Origin of the sequence: Rhizobium sp. T1470 (assembly GCF_042140505.1) — a bacterium.
Taxonomy (GTDB): Bacteria; Pseudomonadota; Alphaproteobacteria; order Rhizobiales; family Rhizobiaceae; genus Rhizobium; species Rhizobium favelukesii.
The window spans coordinates 620,909-639,242 of the sequence record NZ_CP148093.1 but is presented as its reverse complement, the minus strand read 5'-3'; the positions used below and the strand labels follow the sequence as shown (position 1 = coordinate 639,242).

Sequence of the window (18,334 nt, the reverse complement as noted above, 5' to 3'; positions counted from 1 at the left end):
CGCTACGGGATCAATCAGAAGACCGTCGCCAAGTGGCGGAAGCGGACCTCCGTCGCAGACCTGCCGACCGGCCCGAAGGAACCGAGATCGATGGTCCTCTCTGTCGAGGAAGAAGCAGTTATTGTCGCCTTTCGCCGGTATACGCTGCTGCCGCTCGATGACTGCCTCTATGCGCTGCAGCCGACAATCCCGCATCTTAGGGCTTCGAAAGCGCCCTCAGGCTCTCTTGACTATGTTGTATCGCTCGACGGACTGCCTCTGTCGTCGTGGCAATCCCGGTCGGAAAATGTCGATTATTGCAGCGGTGGTAAAAGACCCGTCTTACGCCCGGTGCGCACTGTCGATGTGGAAGTAGCCGATCGGGTAGCTCTTGAACTTCTTCTTCGCCGGCCTGTCGCTATCGACATCCGGCAGGCGGCCGATGCCGTGGCGCTGCAGGCAGCGGTGCAGCGACGACCGCGCATTGCCGAGGTGCGCACCGAACAGGGCAAGCTGCAGGCGGCTTCTCGATCTGATCGGTAGTACCAGAGATGGGTATTGGCGTTTGGCGAGAACGCCATTGGAACACCGCCATCCTTCATAGGCCATTGCCTGTCCTTGTTCCAGTAGAGCAGGCCATCGGCATCGATGATGTTGTTGGCCGAAGCTGAAGGTCGGCTCGATGTCGGTGAGCGCCGTCAGATAGTTTCCTGCGTAGAATTCAACGGCCCACGCGTTCGAAAGATTGACGATGTCATATTCGCCGGAAGGCCCGCGAACCGCGTTGCGCGCTTTCTCGAGGAGCCCGCCCAGCGGCACGGCGTCAATGTTTACCTTGTTCCCGGTGTCGGCTTCGTATTTTTCGACAAGTGCCTCAAACCCTCCGTACCAAGGAGAGGTATTGATCAGGATCGTTATCGGCTCCGCCGATAACGCTTGGCCAGCCAGCAGAGTAGATGCAATGAGCACCGGGCTTCCGAGTAGCTTTTTAAGAGTTTTCATTTTCTCACTCCCGATTGATGCAGGGTTCAAGTGGGCTTGCCAACGCGCTCGAGCGGGCGCTCCATCGCCAATTTTTCTTCCGTAAGCCCGTAGCGGACGAACGTTTCCGGCGGCGCGTCGTGGCGCCAAAGGTGCCGCGTGATTGATTGTCTGAGCGCCGCCACGACCTCAGGAGCGTCAACAGGCCGCTCCTGTTGCGGGTCGGTGGCGAGATCGTAGAGCACCGTGCCGACATCAGCGAAGCCACCCTGTTGCTCCAACCAGGGTATCCGCTCCGCGAAATCACGTGCCTTGATCTTCATGATGGGCATGCTCTTGGTAAATTCGAAAGGCCCTGGCATCTCCGCGCCCTCGAACTCGCGAACGTCGAAGTAGGAGCGCAGGTGGGTTGGCATCACGGTGTATTCGTTGAAGCCTTCGCCCGTTAGGGAGTCTGGGAATAGATAGTATGTGTAACGCCCGTCCGTGGCGCAGATCGGCCCGCCGAACATGCCCAAAATAAGATCATCACGCACCGGTTCGTCCGCTTCCAGCACCTTTCTAAGAGAGCATCCTGTGACCTCCGATGGTCTGCCCGCGCTCGCGAAATCAAGGAAGGTCGGCATGAGGTCTGTCTGCTGGGCGAGCGCGCTACGACGCTCACCGCCTTTGGCGGCGTAGTCCGGGTGATAGATCATCAAGGGAATGTGGGAGATTTCCTCGTGGTAAGGTGTCCGGTTCTTGCCCCACCAGTCATGTTCCGAAAGCAGGAAACCATGATCGGTCGTGACGACGAGCGCGGTATTTTCCCAAAGACCGTCTTTGTCAAACGCATCGAGGAGCCTGCCGAACTGGTCGTCACACATCGCGACCAGTGCCGCGTAGTTGGCCCTGATTTCCGCGATTTCGTCGGCGGAATTCGTCACCTTCTCGTAGACCGGCCAATCCAGGATCTTCCCTGTGTAGCCAGTCTCGAAAAGCTTTTTGAACCGCTCCGGAGCGTGGAACGGCTCATGCGGATCGAAGGTCTCGATCATCAAGAACCAGCTGTCGGCATCCTTGTTTCCATCCAGGAACTCACCGGCGGTGAAGCACTTTACGCAAGGAAATTCCTCCTCTTCCTTGTAGCGCTCGCGGTTCTTGATATTGCTGAGATGCTTCCATGCTTTCCAAGGCGTGTTTCCCCGGGTGACCGTTTTTGCAGGGCTGCCGCCGAGCTCACCAGTTTTCCCTCTTCTCTCTGACGCCGACGCCTTTGGCAGGGTGTGCGCCGCAAACGGATACGTCAAACTACCCGGTGCAGTAGGTATCGATACTGCCGCCGCCAATGCTAGGCACGTTCAGACTACAGCAATGGACAGAGGAAAAGGTCCAACGCCAATGGCAAAACGAGCACTCATCCTGATCGAAGGTTCAAGGGTCGCTGGTTCGCTTTACGTCCGAGCGGCCCAGCGTCTTGGTCTCCATCCAATTACCCTGGCGACTGATCCAGCTCAGTACGCCTATCTTGCGGCAAAAGGCAGCGAGGCCATCCGCGTCGATACCAACGATCTTGAGGCGCTGATCCGCGAATGTGCTCGGCTGCGTGTGACCTATGACATTGTCGGCATTACAGGCTTTCCAAACCCCGGGGAGTCAGTCTTTGTGACAGTTGGTAAGCTCTGCCGGCATTTCGATCTGCCGGGGCCCGACCCTGCGTCCATAGCACAATGCTGCGACAAGTTCGTTCAACGCCAGCTCCTTGCACAAGCCGGCGTTCCGATGCCGGCTTACCGCTCGGCAGCAAATGCGAAAGAAGTCGAAGGCGCTGCCGCAGAGATCGGCCTGCCGGTGATTGTTAAGCCAGCTGTCGGCAACGGCAGCAGCGGTGTCCGATTGTGCCGCACCGCCGATGAGGTGGCTAACCATGCAAAGCATCTGTTGGGCGGGACGTACGTATGGCAGTCCGCGCCCCGGATTCTGGTCGAAGAATTCGCAGAAGGCTCATACTACGGCGCTAATATAATGGGAATTGAGGTCATTGCGGTTGGTACCGGTGCTTTCGGCCCTCCACCCCATTTCGTCTTTTGTGAATACCTCTTTCCGGCTCAGCTGACTAATGACGAGCATGCGCGTATCGTAAATGTTTCGCTGAGCTGCTTGCAAGCTCTCGGCCTTGGCTGGGGGCCAACCAACATTGAATTTCGATGGACAAGGCGTGGCCCAGTCGTCATTGAAGTCAATCCACGTCTAGCGATCGGGGAATCTGAACTGGTTCAGCTGGCTTTCGGCATCGATCTCATCAATGAGCATATCAAGCTTGTCATCGGCGACGAATGCGATCTGCGCGCAAGGCATTCCCGCACTGCAGCCGCGCAATTCCTGGTTCCCGATCGCGATGGTATCCTCGATCGGATCGAGGGCACCAGCCTGGCGGCTGCTGTACCGGGTGTCGTTGATGTCAGATTCTATGTCGAACCCAACACCCCGATCCTCAGGAAAGGCGCTGGCAACGACATGATCGGACAGGTTATCGCCAGTTCAACGAGCCCAGCTCAGACGAAGGCGATACTTCAGCGCGCCGTGGACCTAATTAGCTGGCCAATCACACCATTTCCGGCCCTTGATGAATAGGACCAATTCGCGGCCTTACCGCGGCCGCGCAGGCAGTGCGCGACAACAGACGGTATTTCATGGCTGTAGTCCCGACGATAGACATGCGCGGTGCAGCAATGCCGCCGAGAACGCTAACTGCCGGCTTCTCCTTGAAGAACTTTTGGTACGATGCAACCGACCTGCACACCTTGCTTAGACTCAGTGCAGAAACCGCTGCGACCGTTCCGCTCTCACACTTAGAGGTATACATGAAAACGGATCGAACGAACCGAACCGATATCCAGGTCATCAAGTTCATTGAGGGGACGCGCGCTGTTGCCCCGAGTGAGCTGCAAGCCAACAGCATCACTCGCTATAAGGTCACAGAATTCTATCGGGAACAGATCACCAACAGTGGCTATCACGACCAGCTCAAATACATTGTCGAGCCCTCATTAGAAGAGTTCACGCGCCCCGGCAATCTGGATACGAGTGGCGAGCGCGACAACACGATCGTGCCCGGATTTCAGCACAAGTAGGCTGAGACGGGGTTAATGTTGGTAACTGACCGTTGTGCTTCCTATTGCCGCTACTGCTTTCGCAAACGCATTGTTGGTGAACACTCGGAGGAAATCGCAACTGACTTTGCCCAGATTGCGCAATATATTGGCGGCCATCCTGAGATGACAAATGTGCTCCTGTCGGGGGGCGACCCATTCGTGCTCAGCACTGCCAAGCTCGATGAAATTCTCGATTATCTACTGCCTATTCCGCATTTGGATTCCATTCGCATTGGCACAAAAATGGTCGCTTACGAACCCAAATGGTTTGAGGATCCAACTCTACTGGCTTTGTTCCAACGGATCCATGAAGCAGGTAAAGCCGCAGTGATCGTAACCCATTTCGACCACATCGGTGAAATCTCGGTCGATGCAGAACGCAACATTCGCTCGTTGAGCGCACAAGGTGTGCAGTTCCTCAACCAGACTGTGCTTCTCGCAAAGGTCAACGATGATCCTGAAATCTTGGCTAAGACCTTCGCTAAGTGTCACCAAATGGGTGTCCGCCCTTATTACCTCTTTCAAGGCAGGCCGGTGAAAGGCGCGTCACATTTTCAGGTGCCACTGCGCCGCGGACTGGAGATTGCGCACGGCATCAATCGGCGTGTCAGCGGAATGCAGAAGACATTCAAATACATCATGTCCCATTATACAGGAAAGATCGAGATCCTCGACCTTGGAGCCGATGGCCGCGTGTATATGCGATATCATCAAACAAGGCTCCGGAAAAGATCGGGAAGATCTTTTCCCGGCCGTACCTTGAGGGCGCCTGCTGCGTGGACGATTTGCCCGAAGGATGAGACCGAAAGCTGCGCAGTGCTAATTAGCGATGCAGATGCCCAGATAACAAACCGATGCCGGTTTACGCTCCGACTACATCATTGAACACGGGAAAGGCCAGCAACCAATGCCAAAAAGAGCACTCATCCTGATCGAAGGTTCAAAGGGCAATGGTCCGCCCTACGTCCGAGCGGCCCAGCGGCTTGGTCTTCATCCAATTACCCTGGCGACTGATCCAGCTCAGTACGACTATCTTGCGGCAGAAGGCAGCGAGGCCATCCGCGTCGATACCAACGATCTTGAGGCGCTGATCCGCGAATGTTCTCGGCTGCGTGTGACCTATGACATTGCCGGCATTACAGGCTTTCCGGGCCTCGAAGAGTCGCTCTATGTGACAGTTGGCAAGCTCTGCCGGCATTTCGGCCTGCCGGGGCCTGACCCTGCGTCCATAGGACAATGCTGCGACAAGTTCGTTCAACGCCAGTTCCTCGCGCAAGCCGGCGTTCCGATGCCGGCTTACCGTTTGGCAGCTAATGCGAGAGACGTTGAAGGCGCTGCCGCAGAGATCGGCCTGCCGGTGATTGTTAAGCCAGCTGTCGGCAGCGGCAGCAGCGGTGTCCGATTGTGCCGCACCGCCGATGAGGTGGCTGACCATGCGACCTATCTGTTGGGCGGGACGCACGTATGGCCGTCTGCGCCCCGGATTCTAGTCGAAGAATTCGCACAGGGCCCACTCTACAGCACTGATACCATGGGCACAGCGGTCATTGCGGCTGGCCTTGCCGACTTCAACGGCCTGCCGCATTTCGTCCCTTGCGGGAGCATGTTTCCCGCTCCGCTGACTGATGATGAGCATGCGCGTATCGTGGATGTTTCGCTGAGCTGCTTGCAAGCTCTCGGCCTTAGCTGGGGGCCAACGAACATTGAATTCCGATGGACAAGGGATGGCCCAGTCGTCATTGAAGTCAATCCGCGTCTTCCGGGTTGGACCACACCTAGCCTCATTCACCTCGCCTACGGCATCGATCTCATCAATGAGCATATCAAGCTTGTCATCGGCGAAGAATGCGATCTGCGCGCAAGGCACTCCCGCACTGCAGCCGCGCGGTTCCTCGTTCCCGATCGCGATGGCATCCTCGATCGGATCGAGGGTACCAGTCGGACGGCTGCTGTACCGGGTGTCGTTAATGTCAGATTTTATGTCGCACCCAACACGCCGATCCTCAGGAAAGGCGATTACCAGGACATGATCGGACATGTCATCGCCGTTTCAACGAGCCCCGCTCAGACGAAGGCGATACTTCAGCGCGCCGTGGACCTAATCAGCTGGTCGATCACACCATTTCCGGCCCTTGATGAATAGGATCAATTTGCGGCCTTACCGCGCCCGCGCAGGCAGTGCCTGACGACAAGCGGCATTTCGTGGCTGTAGCCCGACGATGGACATGCGAGGTGCGGCAATGCCGCCGAGAATGCTCGTGCCGACGGTGACCGCCGCACCGTGGAGTCCAATCGACATGACAACGTCGTGCTTCTTCGCGTCACCCCAACGCCGCCGCCGTTCCTGACCAGACACGCATCCCATACCTCGCCTAAGACACGTCGCTAACGACGTCGTTAATGATGTGTCTTAGGTCATCAAGGCGCTATGGACAGGCGGTACCAATCGGGTTGCTTACGGTCTTGCGCTGCGCTCTGTTGAAGCAAAACCAGCAACTGAGCTATCAGGAACTGGTTTTCAATCTGGAGGACTCCGCCTCATCTCGAGCTTTCGCGCGGCTGCTGTGGTCATGGCGCCTGGACTGCCAGGAATTCTGTGGGGTGGGCCGATTTCATCAGTTGAAGAACCGCTCGCCGAAGGTGACGGCGAACTGTGTCTTTGCCTCGAGCTACTCCCGGGGCGGCCGCTTCCATTGCTCGGCCGCGTTGTTAAGAACGAGATAGAACAGCTTCATCGTAAGCGCGCAAATCCCTGCACCTGTTCAATTGGAGCGTCCTGATTGATTCTGTGTCCACAACGGAGACTGTGGACATAATGACATTGACTGGCGTGGGCCCATTGAGGTCGCTTCGGGTGACGAAGATTCTTCGCAACGGAAAGCGGCGGTTTGATCCTGTTGAGAAGGAGCGTTTGATCGATGCGGCCCTTGAGCCGGGGATATCGATAGCAGGCCTGGCGCTCGCCCACGGGATCAATGCCAATCAGTTGCGCAACTGGGTCAAGCTTCGCCGGGAGCGGCCCGCGGCGAGAAAGTTGACAAGTATGGCAAACAGCGCGCCGCCGGCCTTTGTTCCGGTGGTTGCGGCAGCCTCGGTTGTCCGATCACCGGCCCCGTCGGCTCGACCGACATCACCACGCGTACGTTTGAAGGCGACGCTACCGAACGGCGTTCAGCTTGAGCTTGAAGATGCGGATGCTCAGGTTCTGTCGGCAATGATCGAAGCGTTGGGGCGTTGCGATGTTCCGGCTGGCTGACGATCTGCGCGTCTATCTTCACCGGGAGCCGATCGACTTCCGGGCCGGGATCAACAGCCTTGCGATCCTGGTCGAGCAGTCTATGGGCCTCAATCCGTTCGAGCGGGCGGTGTTTGCCTTCTGCAATCGCCGCCGTACCCGGTCCATGGTGACGAGACGACAGTTCAGGTGCTGAAGGAAGAGGGCAAGGATCCCACCAGCATCTCTTACATGTGGGGCTACCGTAGCGGCGATGACAGCCGGCAACCGATCGTGCTGTTCGATTATCAGCCCGGCCGCGGGCAGGAACACCCGCAGGCCTTTCTTGGCGACTACCGCGGTATCTTGATGAGCGATGGCTATCAGGCCTGGCGCACGTTGAAAGGCGCCACGCATGTCGGGTGCATGGCCCATGCCAGGCGGAAGTTTGTCGATGCTCTCAAAGCGCGCAAGAAACCCGGTGGGCCGCCGGCACAGGCCATCAAGTTCTTCGACCAGCTCTACCGGATTGAAAGGCAGGTGCGGGACGAAAAGCCCGACGACGGCGAAACGAAACGCGAGATCATTATATGCGCCGCTTTCGCCAGAAACACAGCGTCCCGGTCCTTGCCGCCCTCAAGGAATGGCTCGACAAAATCGCGCCAAAGGTCGTGCCCGACACCAAGCTTGGCGATGCCGTTTCCTATGCGCTCAATCAATGGGAGTACCTGACGCGCTATACCGGCGACGGCAGGATGCCGATCGACAACAATTTGCTGGAGCGTGACATCAGAATTTTTGCCACTGGAAGAAAGAGTTGGCTCTTTAGCGATACAGTCCAGGGGGCCAAAGCCAGTGCCGTCATCTACAGCTTAATGCTGACCTGCCGGGCCTTTGGCGTCGAGCCATTCGCATGGTTGAAGCACGTTCTCACCGAACTGCCGCAGCGCCCCGACGATGCTGATATCGACGACCTGCTGCCCTTCAACTTCAAAAGCCAGCCAGCATAAGCCGACGCCCTTCAAAGCGATTTACGACGTGCACTGAAAAGCGCGCTTACGATGCATCGTGGCTTCGGCACCAGGGAAATGCCCGCGGGAACGCACAGGTCGCCGAAGCTTCGAGTTGACGGCCTCTAGTAGGCGCTGGTCATGTAGATGATGCGGCGGACTCCTTCGGGGAAGGCGAAGAACGGAACGACGTGTTCCCAGTTGCGCCGCCAGCTTTGCGCGATAGCAGGATATTTCTGACCCCGGTGACCTGTTTCGAAGGCCTCCAGCGCCTTCAGGTATAGCGCGACGATCAGGATGAGACGCGAGCGACAATCTGGATGAGATTCTTATGTCGCGGTTGGAGCGAAGTTATCATGTTGATTGTCGCTGGCAAGAGTTTCATCGTGTTCTGATTGCCGCTCCGCGACAAGCTGGGAAGAGCTTTTGATTGTCGCGAATGAGGCGGGTCTGCCGCGCTGGCGTTTGGCTTCCATGGCCGAACGCCGCCGGTAGCTTTCGACATTCATCTCGAAGATTGTTGCGTGATGGACAAGTCGGTCCACCGCGGCAAGCGTCATGGCCGGGTCTGGAAAGACGCGGTTCCATTCTCCGAAGGGCTGATTGGCGGTGATCATGATGGAACGCCGCTCATATCTTGCGGAGATGAGTTCGAAGAGCACGCTCGTTTCGGCCTGGTCCTTGGTGACGTAGGCCAGGTCGTCGAGGATGAGAAGATCGAACTTGTCGAGCTTTGCGATGGCGGCTTCGAGCTGAAGCTCCCTCCGCGCGACCTGAAGCTTCTGGACGAGATCGGTCGTGCGGGTGAAGAGCACGCGCCAGCCGTTCTCGATTAGCGCGAGGCCGACGGCTGCGGCGAGATGGCTCTTTCCGCCGCCGGGCGGACCGAACATCAGGATATTGGCGCCTTTGGCGAGCCAGCTATCGCCGGCTGCAATCGCCATGACCTGGGCCTTGGAGACCATGGGAACAGCGTCGAAGGCGAAGCTGTCGAGCGTCTTTCCGGGTGGCAGGTGGGCCTCGGCGAGGTGTCTTTCGATCCTGCGATGGGCGCGTTCGGCCAATTCATGCTCGGCGATGGCCGAGAGGAAACGGGCAGCAGGCCATCCTTCCCGATCGGCCTGCTCGGCAAATTGGTGCCAGAACGTCTTGATCGTCGGCAGCCTCAGTTCGTTGAGCATGATGCCGAGGCGGGCTTCATCGACTGTGTGGATGTTGCTCTTCATGCGACCTCTCCCGCATAGGCCGTGCCGATCAGGGCTTCATAACCATTGAGCGACGCGAGTTGCACATGAACGATCGGCAACTGATCCGGGTCCGGGCTGAAGACCGCTCTCAAAGCCGCCAGATCAGGCAGTTTGTGGGCGTCGAGCGTTTTGGCAAGCTCCTCGGCCAGTTCACGCTCGCAACTGCGATCGTGAGCCAAGGCAAGCAGTTCCACGGTGATCTTGCAAGCCTGCCGCTCGGGCAGTTGCTCGATGAGCGCGTCGAAAGTCCTGCGATATTCCGGCCTGGGGAAGAGCTTGTCGCGATAGACGAGCCCCAAAAGCGCCATCGGCTTTTTGCGCAGGGAATGAATGACGGCACTGTAAAGTTATCAGCGGATTGATGCAGCGATAGCTGGCCGGGACGGCTGTCAGGCTGCGGCGACACACGCGATTTTGTTCCAGATTTGCATGGCGGCGTTACGCAGGTCTCGATGTTGAGCCGATGACAGCGTATTGCGGGGAAAGTGGAACAGGTTGGCAATCGGATCATGGATGGAAACGAACCGCTGAAGCTGGCATGCCGACTTGAAGCGTTTCATGGTCCTTTCGCGTCGTCGGGTCGGCTGGTGCGAATTTTCCGCTCGATTATTGAGGCCTTTGTGCGACCGGTGTTCGACACCGGGCATGAGGTCACGCCTGGCGGCATCATAGGACCGGAGCTTGTCGGTGATCATGACCCGTGGTGTCCGCCCTTGAGCCTTCAGCAACTTACGCATCAGACGCTTTGCCGCCTTGGCATTTCGGCGGCTTTGCACCAGTACGTCGAGGACGAAGCCGTCCTGATCGACCGCACGCCAGAGCCACTGCTTCTTGCCATTGATGGCCACCACACATTCGTCGAGATGCCATTTGTCGCCCAGGCAGCCGGCTGACCGTCGCTTGATCTCCCGGGCGAAATGCCGTCCGAATTTCTCCGCCCAGCTTCGAATGGTCTGATGCGTGACGATGATGCCGCGGGCCGCCAGCATGTCCTCAACCATGCGCAGGCTGAGCGGAAAGCGAAAGTAGAGCCATACCGCGTGCGCAATGATCTCAGCGGGAAAGCGGTGGCGACGATAAAGCGGATCACGAGCAACTTCTGACATGGCCCATGTACGCACATCTTCATCAGCCGTCGGTTAACTTTACGGTGCCGTCTTGATGGCGGCAAGCGGCTCGATCGCATCGGCGATCTCGGCCGCGCCGACGGATTTCATCGCCCAGTCGAGACTGGCGAAATCCCAGCCGAGGACAGTTGCCAGCCGGACGAAACGGCTGATCCGATCCAGCCGCTTGACCGTCAGGCCGGTCAACTTTTCGACCGGATTTTCCGGGTTGCTTGCATCCCATTCCAGCGCGACCGGCGGATCAGCCTCACCGGTGGCGTCGATGAAGAAGGTGTTCGCCAGCCCATCCTTGATCTCGGTTTCGCTCAGATCCTCGTACAGCAGCGACTGTACCGCCTCGCGGCCAAGCCCCGTTCGCTCCATAAACCGGGCGAAGGAGGCAAGCTCGGTAACGAGCGCCGACCCGTTCGCGAGGCCATAAAACGGAGCGACCGCATCGGCGGTATCGTGAGGGGTGGCGACGATGGCGAGTTGCTCCACCGTCAACCCGATGGTTTCCCGCGCCACGTCCATCCGGCCGCCGGCATCGCCGGGGCGCAGCAGCGATGAATAGACCTGCGGCAGGCTCGATTTCAGCACGGCCACGATCTTGCGCAGTTCGCTCAGCGGCAGATTGAAAGGAAGATTGAACGGATAGAGCGCCGTGGCCAGTTTCTGGTCAGGGTTCGCCGAAAGAGCCAACCGCAGGCGCGTCGACATGACTTTGTTCACGACGGACAGATACGATATCGGGGTCATAGCCGAAGAGCACGTCAGCGCGATCTCGAACAGATCCGGCCGGCGTTCCGGCAGGCTGTGACCCGCTGGAATAGGCGAGGGCGTGCTCTTATTGGGCGCGGTGATACGATCGTCGACAATCCGCATGATATCGAGGAAATATGCCGCCGGACCGAAGATGGATTCACAATCATCGCAGCTGGTGTAATTGAGGCTTCCGAAGAGATCCTGATAACTCGGAAAATTGCCGGTCAGAGCCGCGTTGGTGCACGGATCGTTTAGCGGTCGTGGTGTAGGCGATCGGCAACCTCAATAACCGATCTGTGACCTTGATGCCTTTCAAACATAACGCCGCCCGCCGCCATCGCATCGGCAGGATGAAATTCAAGGTGACGAACTGGCCGGAATATGAGGCGCGGTTACGGCGACGTGGCAGCTTGACCCTGTGGCTGACACCGGAGGCGCTTGCCATGTGGCTTGCTCCACGCCGAACGACGCGTGGTGGCCAGCCTCGTTATTCCGATTTAGCCATCGAGACCGCCTTGACGCTGGGCCTGGTGTTCGGCTTGCGGCTGCGTCAGGTCGAAGGATTATTAGGATCGGTGCTGCCCTTGATGGGCTTGGCGCTCGCTGTCCCCGATCATACCACCCTGAGCCGTCGGGCGCGAACATGGCAATCGCCCAACAAGGCGCATGACCTCCAGGGTCGACCGGACGGGCCAGTGCATATTCTTGTCGACAGCACTGGACTGCAGGTCTACGGCGCGGGCCAATGGTTGGAGGAGAAGCATGGCGCCAGATCCCGCCGTGGTTGGCGAAAGCTGCATGTGGCACTGGATGCCGATAGCAGCGAGATCATTGCACATACGATGACGGACCAGGACGCGGGCGACGCATCGCAGGTGGAGCCGTTGCTCAACCAGATCGATGGTCGGATCGGGCAGTTCACAGCCGACGGCGCCTATGACGGGAAGCCCACCTACGACGCGGTCACCGACCACAGTGCGGCTGCCGTCATCGTCATTCCCCCGCGCGCCAACGCGATCGAACCAGCCGGCGATCAATCTCCCGGACAAAGGGATCAGCATATCGCTGCAATCAGCAGAGACGGGCGAATGAAATGGCAGCTCTCCACCGGCTAGGGCAAGCGCTCGCTGGTCGAGACTGCCATCGGCCGATACAAGTCCATCATCGGGCGGCGTCTGCGGGCTCGGTCGTTTCACGCTCAGCAGACGGAAGTGGCCATCGGCTGCGCCGCCCTCAATCGTATGCTTGCATGCGCACGCCCTAAATCCATCCGCCGCAATGGACCGACCACATAGATAGCCCCATCACAGATCCAGATCCGCTCAAGTCCCGATCCATGGACCAACGCCTCAGAACAACGGTCCAGTAGCGCTAACGAGATCCCCAGCCCAAACAGCCGCATTCTTACGTTTAACTGCCCAGCGGCATCGCCAGAAGTGAGCGCGCGGTTACAGGCCCCAACCGCCCTTTTGAGCGATCCAGCGCGCGCAAGAGATCGTGACAGCGGAAGGCGCCGCATTTGCGATGGCCGCGCGCGATGACTCAGAAAGGCACCGTAAAGTTAACCGACGGCTGATGAAGATGTGCGTACATGGGCCATGTCAGAAGTTGCTCGTGATCCGCTTTATCGTCGCCACCGCTTTCCCGCTGAGATCATTGCGCACGCGGTATGGCTCTACTTTCGCTTTCCGCTCAGCCTGCGCATGGTTGAGGACATGCTGGCGGCCCGCGGCATCATCGTCACGCATCAGACCATTCGAAGCTGGGCGGAGAAATTCGGACGGCATTTCGCCCGGGAGATCAAGCGACGGTCAGCCGGCTGCCTGGGCGACAAATGGCATCTCGACGAATGTGTGGTGGCCATCAATGGCAAGAAGCAGTGGCTCTGGCGTGCGGTCGATCAGGACGGCTTCGTCCTCGACGTACTGGTGCAAAGCCGCCGAAATGCCAAGGCGGCAAAGCGTCTGATGCGTAAGTTGCTGAAGGCTCAAGGGCGGACACCACGGGTCATGATCACCGACAAGCTCCGGTCCTATGATGCCGCCAGGCGTGACCTCATGCCCGGTGTCGAACACCGGTCGCACAAAGGCCTCAATAATCGAGCGGAAAATTCGCACCAGCCGACCCGACGACGCGAAAGGACCATGAAACGCTTCAAGTCGGCACGCCAGCTTCAGCGGTTCGTTTCCATCCATGATCCGATTGCCAACCTGTTCCACTTTCCCCGCAATACGCTGTCATCGGCTCAACATCGAGACCTGCGTAACGCCGCCATGCAAATCTGGAACAAAATCGCGTGTGTCGCCGCAGCCTGACAGCCGTCCCGGGCTAACGAACTCCTCCCGGTTTCGACATCATCTTGCACTTTTCGACACGTCATCAGCGGTTCGCTTGCGCTCGTCTCTCTGAACCTTACCTGACGGACTAAGATCCGCCTTTTCTGCAACGCTCACCACCACGGCTCTTTACCGTCGCAGCTTGCAGTGGTTTGAAACCTACCCCTGACGGTCGGTTTCGAGGGACCTACCCTCATCTTCCGTGCAGCGCGGCTCCCACACTGCTGTGGGTGCCTCGCGGCACACCTTCATCGAGGTGCCAGACATCGCCTTTCGTCGGCGCCTTGCGGCGTATGCGGCGCGCATAATCAAGGCCATGCTTTCGGCACCATCGGCGGATGGTCTCGTGGGAAACGACGATCCCGAAATCGAGCAGCATTTCCTCGACATCGCGCAGGCTCAGATTAAAGCGAAAGAGAGCCAGACAGCACGGGCTACGATTTCGAATCGGATAGCGGTGGTTCTTGTAGCTCGGTGCACTCACGGAAATGGGTGCGCTGCTACCTCAATTTCCTTACCGCTCAATCAATGTGACAGTACCAGCGAATGTCATGTCGGGCCGAAGACCGCCGGCCCTCCGCCGCGCGCAACTTGTACTACCCGTACAATCTCGCGAGTGTGCCCTAGTTGCTACAGCTTTTTGTTGAGCTGATGATATATCCTTCGGTTGTATTGTTATGCAATGGGGTACAGAAAATGAAGTTGACTATCGCCACAACGATACTCGCACTTGTCGCAACCACCGCCCTTGCCGCCGACGTCGTCCAGGACGCTGCGGTCGCGCCTACTTTTACTTGGTCCGGTCCCTACTTCGGGATCGATGGTGGCGCCGGATGGCTTGACGGTGACTTCAGCGCCGGTGGTGCCATCGCTTCGGAAGATTTCAACGGCGGCATCTTCGGCGGATTCGCAGGGTACAATTTCCAGTTCGATAACATTGTCGTCGGTATAGAGGGCAACCTGGAATACAACTGGAATGAAGAGGGCGCGCTCGGCGCAGACATCGGGACGGATTGGGCCGGCGCTGTTCGTGGTCGTGTCGGCTATGCCTTCGATAAAGCGCTGATTTATGGCGCAGCCGGCTGGACTGCGACGCGCGGTTTCGTCGATGTACCTGGCTTTGACAAGGAAACGGAGACCTTCAACGGCTACACCGTAGGAGCTGGCGTTGACTTTGCCATCACCAACAACATCTTCGCCCGTGGCGAATATCGCTACAATGACTTTGGCAAGAAGGACGTTCTCGGAGTTGATGTCGATCTCGATCAGAACGAACTCAAGTTCGGGATTGGCGTAAAGTTCTAAGAACTGTCGGCTAAACCTGCAGCCCCGCCATCTTGGCGGGGCTAATGATAAAAACCGCCTATATCTCCTCGACCCGCCCGAGTCGGTGAAGATAAGCGATGATGTCGTCTTGCAGGTGGCTGACATCGCCGAACGTCGCCGCAACTCGGTCGATCCGGTGCCACGCCTCGTCGTCGGTTGGGTCAACCGGCTCAACCGTGACGTAGCCAATCCGGCCGACGGCAGCGATATCGCTGCCGGCCTCGATCATGGCGATTACAAATTTCTTGGCTTTTTCCTCGGTCATGGTTGGAGTTGAGCAAACCCGGCAGCCGTGCGCTACCCGCAAAAATGTGCGTGGCGGAAAGTAACGCCGAGCGTAGCCGCGCATCTGCGTCTACGCGTTGCCGACCACGTCGCCGTCTTCGTGGAGATCGCGGACTGGTAAATAGGTTGTTCTGCTGCATCCATTCCCGAACGATAAACCTGATTGTGTCATTGCGCGTCATGCCGAACTCGCCGGCCAGGTCGCGCAGGGCGTCCTCAATGTCATTCTCCATAGAGACGGCGCCTGCATTGCGTAGCCGCAGCGCGGCCCGGCGAAGCATAATCTGAAGATCCGCTCGCGAGATATCCGCGATGCGGTCGGCGGCGTCTTCGAGTTCCTTACCGCTCAATCAATGTGACAGTACGCTCCTCGGTAATACGTGGTGAAGTTCGCAGCCTCAAACTGTGGCGATTGAAGCATCTATGCCGCCTCTCTTGGACCAGTCCAGTCGTGGACGATGTCACAATGGGAGCATGGTGGGTCAAAAGCCCAAACGACCTCATCGACCGCCACGATGCCCGCGAATGCGACATCTGTGGCGATACGCGCGGGCCGTTCGTCGTGCATCATCGTCAAGGCGATCGGCATTTGCGAGACAAACCATTGACGAACCGGAATCTGGGGACCGCGCAGCGTCGGACGATGATTGTCTGTCCGGCCTGCCGGGAAGTCACAAGTTCCTGTCGGGTGAAACCGCATATGGAGAGCCGTGCGCGGCGACAAACAAGGTGAGACTCAGCGTCAATCAGGATGAGACTCGGCGGCGGGGGTGTGACGAAGGGAGGGCGTAGCCCGACTGGAGTTACACCCCCGCCGCGGCGCAATTTTTCGGCGTCTCATGATCGCGGTTGGCCCGGTAGCGTCGGTGATTTTCTGAGAATGGAGAATCACCTTTGTGCCGGGTCGCCATGTAACCGATCATCAGACGAGGCTTTTTATGAAGTACCGACAAAACAACCCCATTGAGGTCGCTGCCGCCAAGGCGTCGATCAGCCGGGCGACGGCTTACCGCATCGAGAAGGATGCGCGTCTTCCATCGCAGACCAAGCCGCCGCGCGACCGGCGTCGCCCCGATCCCCTTGAGCACATCTTCGACGCCGAGGTTGTTCCGCTCCTCAAGGCCGCGCCCGGCATCCGAGCGGTCGCCGTTTACAACGAGATGCTGCGGCGTCATCCAGAGCTGTCAGAAGGTGTTCGCCGTACGATTGAGCGTCGTATCCGATCATGGCGGGCTGTTCACGGTCAGGAGCAGGAAGTGATCTTCCGTCAGATGCACGAACCCGGTCGGTTAGGACTGTCGGATTTTACCGACATGGGCAGCCTCGGCGTGACGATCGCCGGCCAATCGCTCGATCATCTGCTTTATCACTTCCGGCTGGTCTGGTCGGGCTTCGAGCATGCCCATGTCATCCTGGGTGGAGAGAGCTTCGTCGCTCTGGCCGAGGGGCTGCAGAACGCCCTGTGGTCGGTTGGCGGTTCGCCGCTCTATCATCGCAGCGACAGCTTATCGGCCGCCTTCCGCAACCTCGATGCCGACGCCAAGGTCGATCTGACGCATCGCTACGACGAACTGTGCGCCCATTATCGCATGACGCCGACGCGCAACAACAAGGGCGTCGCGCACGAGAACGGCTCGATCGAAAGTTCCCACGGCCATCTCAAGAATGCGATCCGCGATGCTCTGCTGATGCGCGGAACCAGGGACTTTGGCGACCTCGGATCCTATCGCGCCTTCATCGATGAGATCGTCAGCCGCCGCAATGCCGCACATGGCAAGCGCATCGATGCCGAGCGCACGCATCTGCAAGCTCTTCCCGATCGTCGCACCACCGACTTCGAAGAGGTCATCGTCACCGTATCGAGCACCGGCGGCTTCGCCTTGCGCAAGGTCTTCTACACCGTGCCTTCCCGTCTGATTGGCCACCGGCTGCGGGTGCGTCTGTTCGACGATCGCCTCGACGTCTTCATCGGCGGCACGCATCTGCTGACATTACCCCGAGGCCGCGCCCATGCGAGTGGCAAGCACGATCAAGTCGTCAACTATCATCACGTCATTCATTCCCTGCGCAAAAAGCCGATGGCGCTTTTGGGGCTCGTCTATCGCGACAAGCTCTTCCCCAGGCCGGAATATCGCAGGACTTTCGACGCGCTCATCGAGCAACTGCCCGAGCGGCAGGCTTGCAAGATCACCGTGGAACTGCTTGCCTTGGCTCACGATCGCAGTTGCGAGCGTGAACTGGCCGAGGAGCTTGCCAAAACGCTCGACGCCCACAAACTGCCTGATCTGGCGGCTTTGAGAGCGGTCTTCAGCCCGGACCCGGATCAGTTGCCGATCGTTCATGTGCAACTCGCGTCGCTCAATGGTTATGAAGCCCTGATCGGCACGGCCTATGCGGGAGAGGTCGCATGAAGAGCAACATCCACACAGTCGATGAAGCCCGCCTCGGCATCATGCTCAACGAACTGAGGCTGCCGACGATCAAGACGTTCTGGCACCAATTTGCCGAGCAGGCCGATCGGGAAGGATGGCCTGCTGCCCGTTTCCTCTCGGCCATCGCCGAGCATGAATTGGCCGAACGCGCCCATCGCAGGATCGAAAGACACCTCGCCGAGGCCCACCTGCCACCCGGAAAGACGCTCGACAGCTTCGCCTTCGACGCTGTTCCCATGGTCTCCAAGGCCCAGGTCATGGCGATTGCAGCCGGCGATAGCTGGCTCGCCAAAGGCGCCAATATCCTGATGTTCGGTCCGCCCGGCGGCGGAAAGAGCCATCTCGCCGCAGCCGTCGGCCTCGCGCTAATCGAGAACGGCTGGCGCGTGCTCTTCACCCGCACGACCGATCTCGTCCAGAAGCTTCAGGTCGCGCGGAGGGAGCTTCAGCTCGAAGCCGCCATCGCAAAGCTCGACAAGGGCACCGTAAAGTTAACCGACGGCTGATGAAGATGTGCGT

Annotated in this window: 16 protein-coding genes and 10 pseudogenes; 14 read left to right on the top strand and 12 right to left on the bottom strand. The window is 58.6% G+C overall.

All coding sequences use genetic code 11. The annotated features are described in order from the left end of the window. Nucleotides 1-9 precede the first annotated feature (9 nt). Nucleotides 10-207, top strand: a pseudogene (locus WGT02_RS33000) (IS481 family transposase); the annotation flags it as partial. A gap of 126 nt (nucleotides 208-333) precedes the next feature. On the opposite strand, the pseudogene WGT02_RS32995 reads toward WGT02_RS33000, so the two are convergent. From WGT02_RS32995 to WGT02_RS32985, 3 genes and pseudogenes are all read right to left on the bottom strand, one after another. Then, nucleotides 334-459, bottom strand: a pseudogene (locus tag WGT02_RS32995) (IS481 family transposase); the annotation flags it as partial. Between the two features lie 261 nt (nucleotides 460-720). Beyond that, nucleotides 721-981 (bottom strand): annotated as a pseudogene (locus WGT02_RS32990) (ABC transporter substrate-binding protein); the annotation flags it as partial. 26 nt (nucleotides 982-1,007) lie between these two features. Next, nucleotides 1,008-2,249 carry a sulfatase-like hydrolase/transferase gene (locus tag WGT02_RS32985; protein WP_225040373.1) on the bottom strand — a complete coding sequence of 414 codons (1,242 nt, stop codon included), beginning with the start codon at nucleotides 2,247-2,249 and terminating at the stop codon, nucleotides 1,008-1,010. Nucleotides 2,250-2,340: 91 nt separating this feature from the next. Between WGT02_RS32985 and WGT02_RS32980 the strand changes: the two genes are divergently transcribed. From WGT02_RS32980 to WGT02_RS32965, 4 genes are read left to right on the top strand one after another with little or no spacing between them, the layout of a single operon-like run. After that, on the top strand, nucleotides 2,341-3,573 hold the full coding sequence (locus WGT02_RS32980; protein ID WP_208246242.1) for an acetyl-CoA carboxylase biotin carboxylase subunit family protein: 1,233 nt from the start codon (nucleotides 2,341-2,343) through the stop codon (nucleotides 3,571-3,573). Nucleotides 3,574-3,632: 59 nt separating this feature from the next. After that, the gene (locus WGT02_RS32975) at nucleotides 3,633-4,073 is read left to right on the top strand and encodes a hypothetical protein (protein WP_375679701.1); all 441 of its coding nucleotides are present in this window, start codon (nucleotides 3,633-3,635) and stop codon (nucleotides 4,071-4,073) included. 15 nt (nucleotides 4,074-4,088) lie between these two features. After that, complete coding sequence (locus WGT02_RS32970) at nucleotides 4,089-4,979, top strand: KamA family radical SAM protein (RefSeq protein WP_225040377.1); 891 nt, start codon at nucleotides 4,089-4,091, stop codon at nucleotides 4,977-4,979. Nucleotides 4,980-5,001: 22 nt separating this feature from the next. Further along, nucleotides 5,002-6,237, top strand: coding sequence for an acetyl-CoA carboxylase biotin carboxylase subunit family protein (locus WGT02_RS32965; protein WP_208246240.1), 1,236 nt, complete (start codon nucleotides 5,002-5,004; stop codon nucleotides 6,235-6,237). 15 nt (nucleotides 6,238-6,252) lie between these two features. On the opposite strand, the gene WGT02_RS32960 is transcribed toward WGT02_RS32965, so the two are convergent. Further along, nucleotides 6,253-6,393, bottom strand: a complete 141-nt coding sequence (locus WGT02_RS32960) for a hypothetical protein (protein ID WP_208246238.1) — start codon at nucleotides 6,391-6,393, stop codon at nucleotides 6,253-6,255. 555 nt (nucleotides 6,394-6,948) lie between these two features. Here WGT02_RS32960 and WGT02_RS32955 point away from each other — a divergent pair. The 3 genes and pseudogenes from WGT02_RS32955 to WGT02_RS32945 form a co-directional block, all read left to right on the top strand. Then, entirely contained in the window at nucleotides 6,949-7,350 is a 402-nt protein-coding gene (locus WGT02_RS32955; RefSeq protein ID WP_318246585.1) for a transposase, read from the top strand. Further along, complete coding sequence (gene tnpB / locus WGT02_RS32950; protein WP_208246234.1) at nucleotides 7,334-7,525, top strand: IS66 family insertion sequence element accessory protein TnpB; 192 nt, start codon at nucleotides 7,334-7,336, stop codon at nucleotides 7,523-7,525. Before WGT02_RS32955 ends, tnpB begins: the two co-directional genes overlap by 17 nt. Further along, nucleotides 7,492-8,318: pseudogene (locus WGT02_RS32945) on the top strand (IS66 family transposase); the annotation flags it as partial. The gene tnpB and the pseudogene WGT02_RS32945, both read left to right, overlap by 34 nt. Nucleotides 8,319-8,372: 54 nt before the next feature. Here WGT02_RS32945 and WGT02_RS32940 read toward each other — a convergent pair. The 5 genes and pseudogenes from WGT02_RS32940 to WGT02_RS32920 all read right to left on the bottom strand — a co-directional run. Continuing rightward, nucleotides 8,373-8,596, bottom strand: a pseudogene (locus WGT02_RS32940) (transposase); the annotation flags it as partial. A gap of 51 nt (nucleotides 8,597-8,647) precedes the next feature. Then, on the bottom strand, nucleotides 8,648-9,544 hold the full coding sequence (gene istB / locus WGT02_RS32935) for an IS21-like element helper ATPase IstB (protein WP_208245168.1): 897 nt from the start codon (nucleotides 9,542-9,544) through the stop codon (nucleotides 8,648-8,650). Next, a pseudogene (locus WGT02_RS32930) lies at nucleotides 9,541-9,909 on the bottom strand (IS21 family transposase); the annotation flags it as partial. The pseudogene WGT02_RS32930 and the gene istB, both read right to left, overlap by 4 nt. A gap of 45 nt (nucleotides 9,910-9,954) precedes the next feature. Continuing rightward, nucleotides 9,955-10,671 carry an IS6 family transposase gene (locus WGT02_RS32925; RefSeq protein WP_208245775.1) on the bottom strand — a complete coding sequence of 239 codons (717 nt, stop codon included), beginning with the start codon at nucleotides 10,669-10,671 and terminating at the stop codon, nucleotides 9,955-9,957. Between the two features lie 39 nt (nucleotides 10,672-10,710). Further along, nucleotides 10,711-11,664 (bottom strand): Tc toxin subunit A, encoded by a 954-nt coding sequence (locus WGT02_RS32920; protein WP_208246437.1) that lies wholly within the window; start codon nucleotides 11,662-11,664, stop codon nucleotides 10,711-10,713. 77 nt (nucleotides 11,665-11,741) lie between these two features. On the opposite strand from WGT02_RS32920, the pseudogene WGT02_RS32915 reads away from it, so the two are divergent. Together WGT02_RS32915 and WGT02_RS32910 are read left to right on the top strand one after the other, a co-directional pair. Beyond that, nucleotides 11,742-12,731: pseudogene (locus WGT02_RS32915) on the top strand (IS5-like element ISRm33 family transposase). A 303-nt stretch (nucleotides 12,732-13,034) separates the two neighbouring features. Continuing rightward, complete coding sequence (locus tag WGT02_RS32910; protein ID WP_208246232.1) at nucleotides 13,035-13,751, top strand: IS6 family transposase; 717 nt, start codon at nucleotides 13,035-13,037, stop codon at nucleotides 13,749-13,751. A gap of 262 nt (nucleotides 13,752-14,013) precedes the next feature. On the opposite strand, the pseudogene WGT02_RS32905 reads toward WGT02_RS32910, so the two are convergent. Continuing rightward, nucleotides 14,014-14,237: pseudogene (locus tag WGT02_RS32905) on the bottom strand (IS6 family transposase); the annotation flags it as partial. 231 nt (nucleotides 14,238-14,468) lie between these two features. Between WGT02_RS32905 and WGT02_RS32900 the strand changes: the two are divergent. Then, nucleotides 14,469-15,077, top strand: coding sequence for an outer membrane protein (locus WGT02_RS32900; protein ID WP_208246228.1), 609 nt, complete (start codon nucleotides 14,469-14,471; stop codon nucleotides 15,075-15,077). A gap of 58 nt (nucleotides 15,078-15,135) precedes the next feature. On the opposite strand, the gene WGT02_RS32895 is transcribed toward WGT02_RS32900, so the two are convergent. Together WGT02_RS32895 and WGT02_RS32890 are read right to left on the bottom strand one after the other, a co-directional pair. Further along, a complete protein-coding gene (locus WGT02_RS32895; RefSeq protein ID WP_208246226.1) occupies nucleotides 15,136-15,363 on the bottom strand; it encodes a hypothetical protein in 228 nt (75 codons plus the stop codon). Nucleotides 15,364-15,453: 90 nt separating this feature from the next. Beyond that, a pseudogene (locus WGT02_RS32890) lies at nucleotides 15,454-15,733 on the bottom strand (CopG family transcriptional regulator). A 116-nt stretch (nucleotides 15,734-15,849) separates the two neighbouring features. Here WGT02_RS32890 and WGT02_RS32885 point away from each other — a divergent pair. The 3 genes and pseudogenes from WGT02_RS32885 to WGT02_RS32875 form a co-directional block, all read left to right on the top strand. Further along, nucleotides 15,850-16,116 carry a hypothetical protein gene (locus WGT02_RS32885; RefSeq protein ID WP_375679852.1) on the top strand — a complete coding sequence of 89 codons (267 nt, stop codon included), beginning with the start codon at nucleotides 15,850-15,852 and terminating at the stop codon, nucleotides 16,114-16,116. A 205-nt stretch (nucleotides 16,117-16,321) separates the two neighbouring features. Continuing rightward, entirely contained in the window at nucleotides 16,322-17,794 is a 1,473-nt protein-coding gene (istA, locus tag WGT02_RS32880) for an IS21 family transposase (RefSeq protein WP_208245170.1), read from the top strand. Continuing rightward, a pseudogene (locus WGT02_RS32875) lies at nucleotides 17,791-18,315 on the top strand (ATP-binding protein); the annotation flags it as partial. The gene istA and the pseudogene WGT02_RS32875, both read left to right, overlap by 4 nt. Between the last annotated feature and the right edge of the window lie 19 nt (nucleotides 18,316-18,334).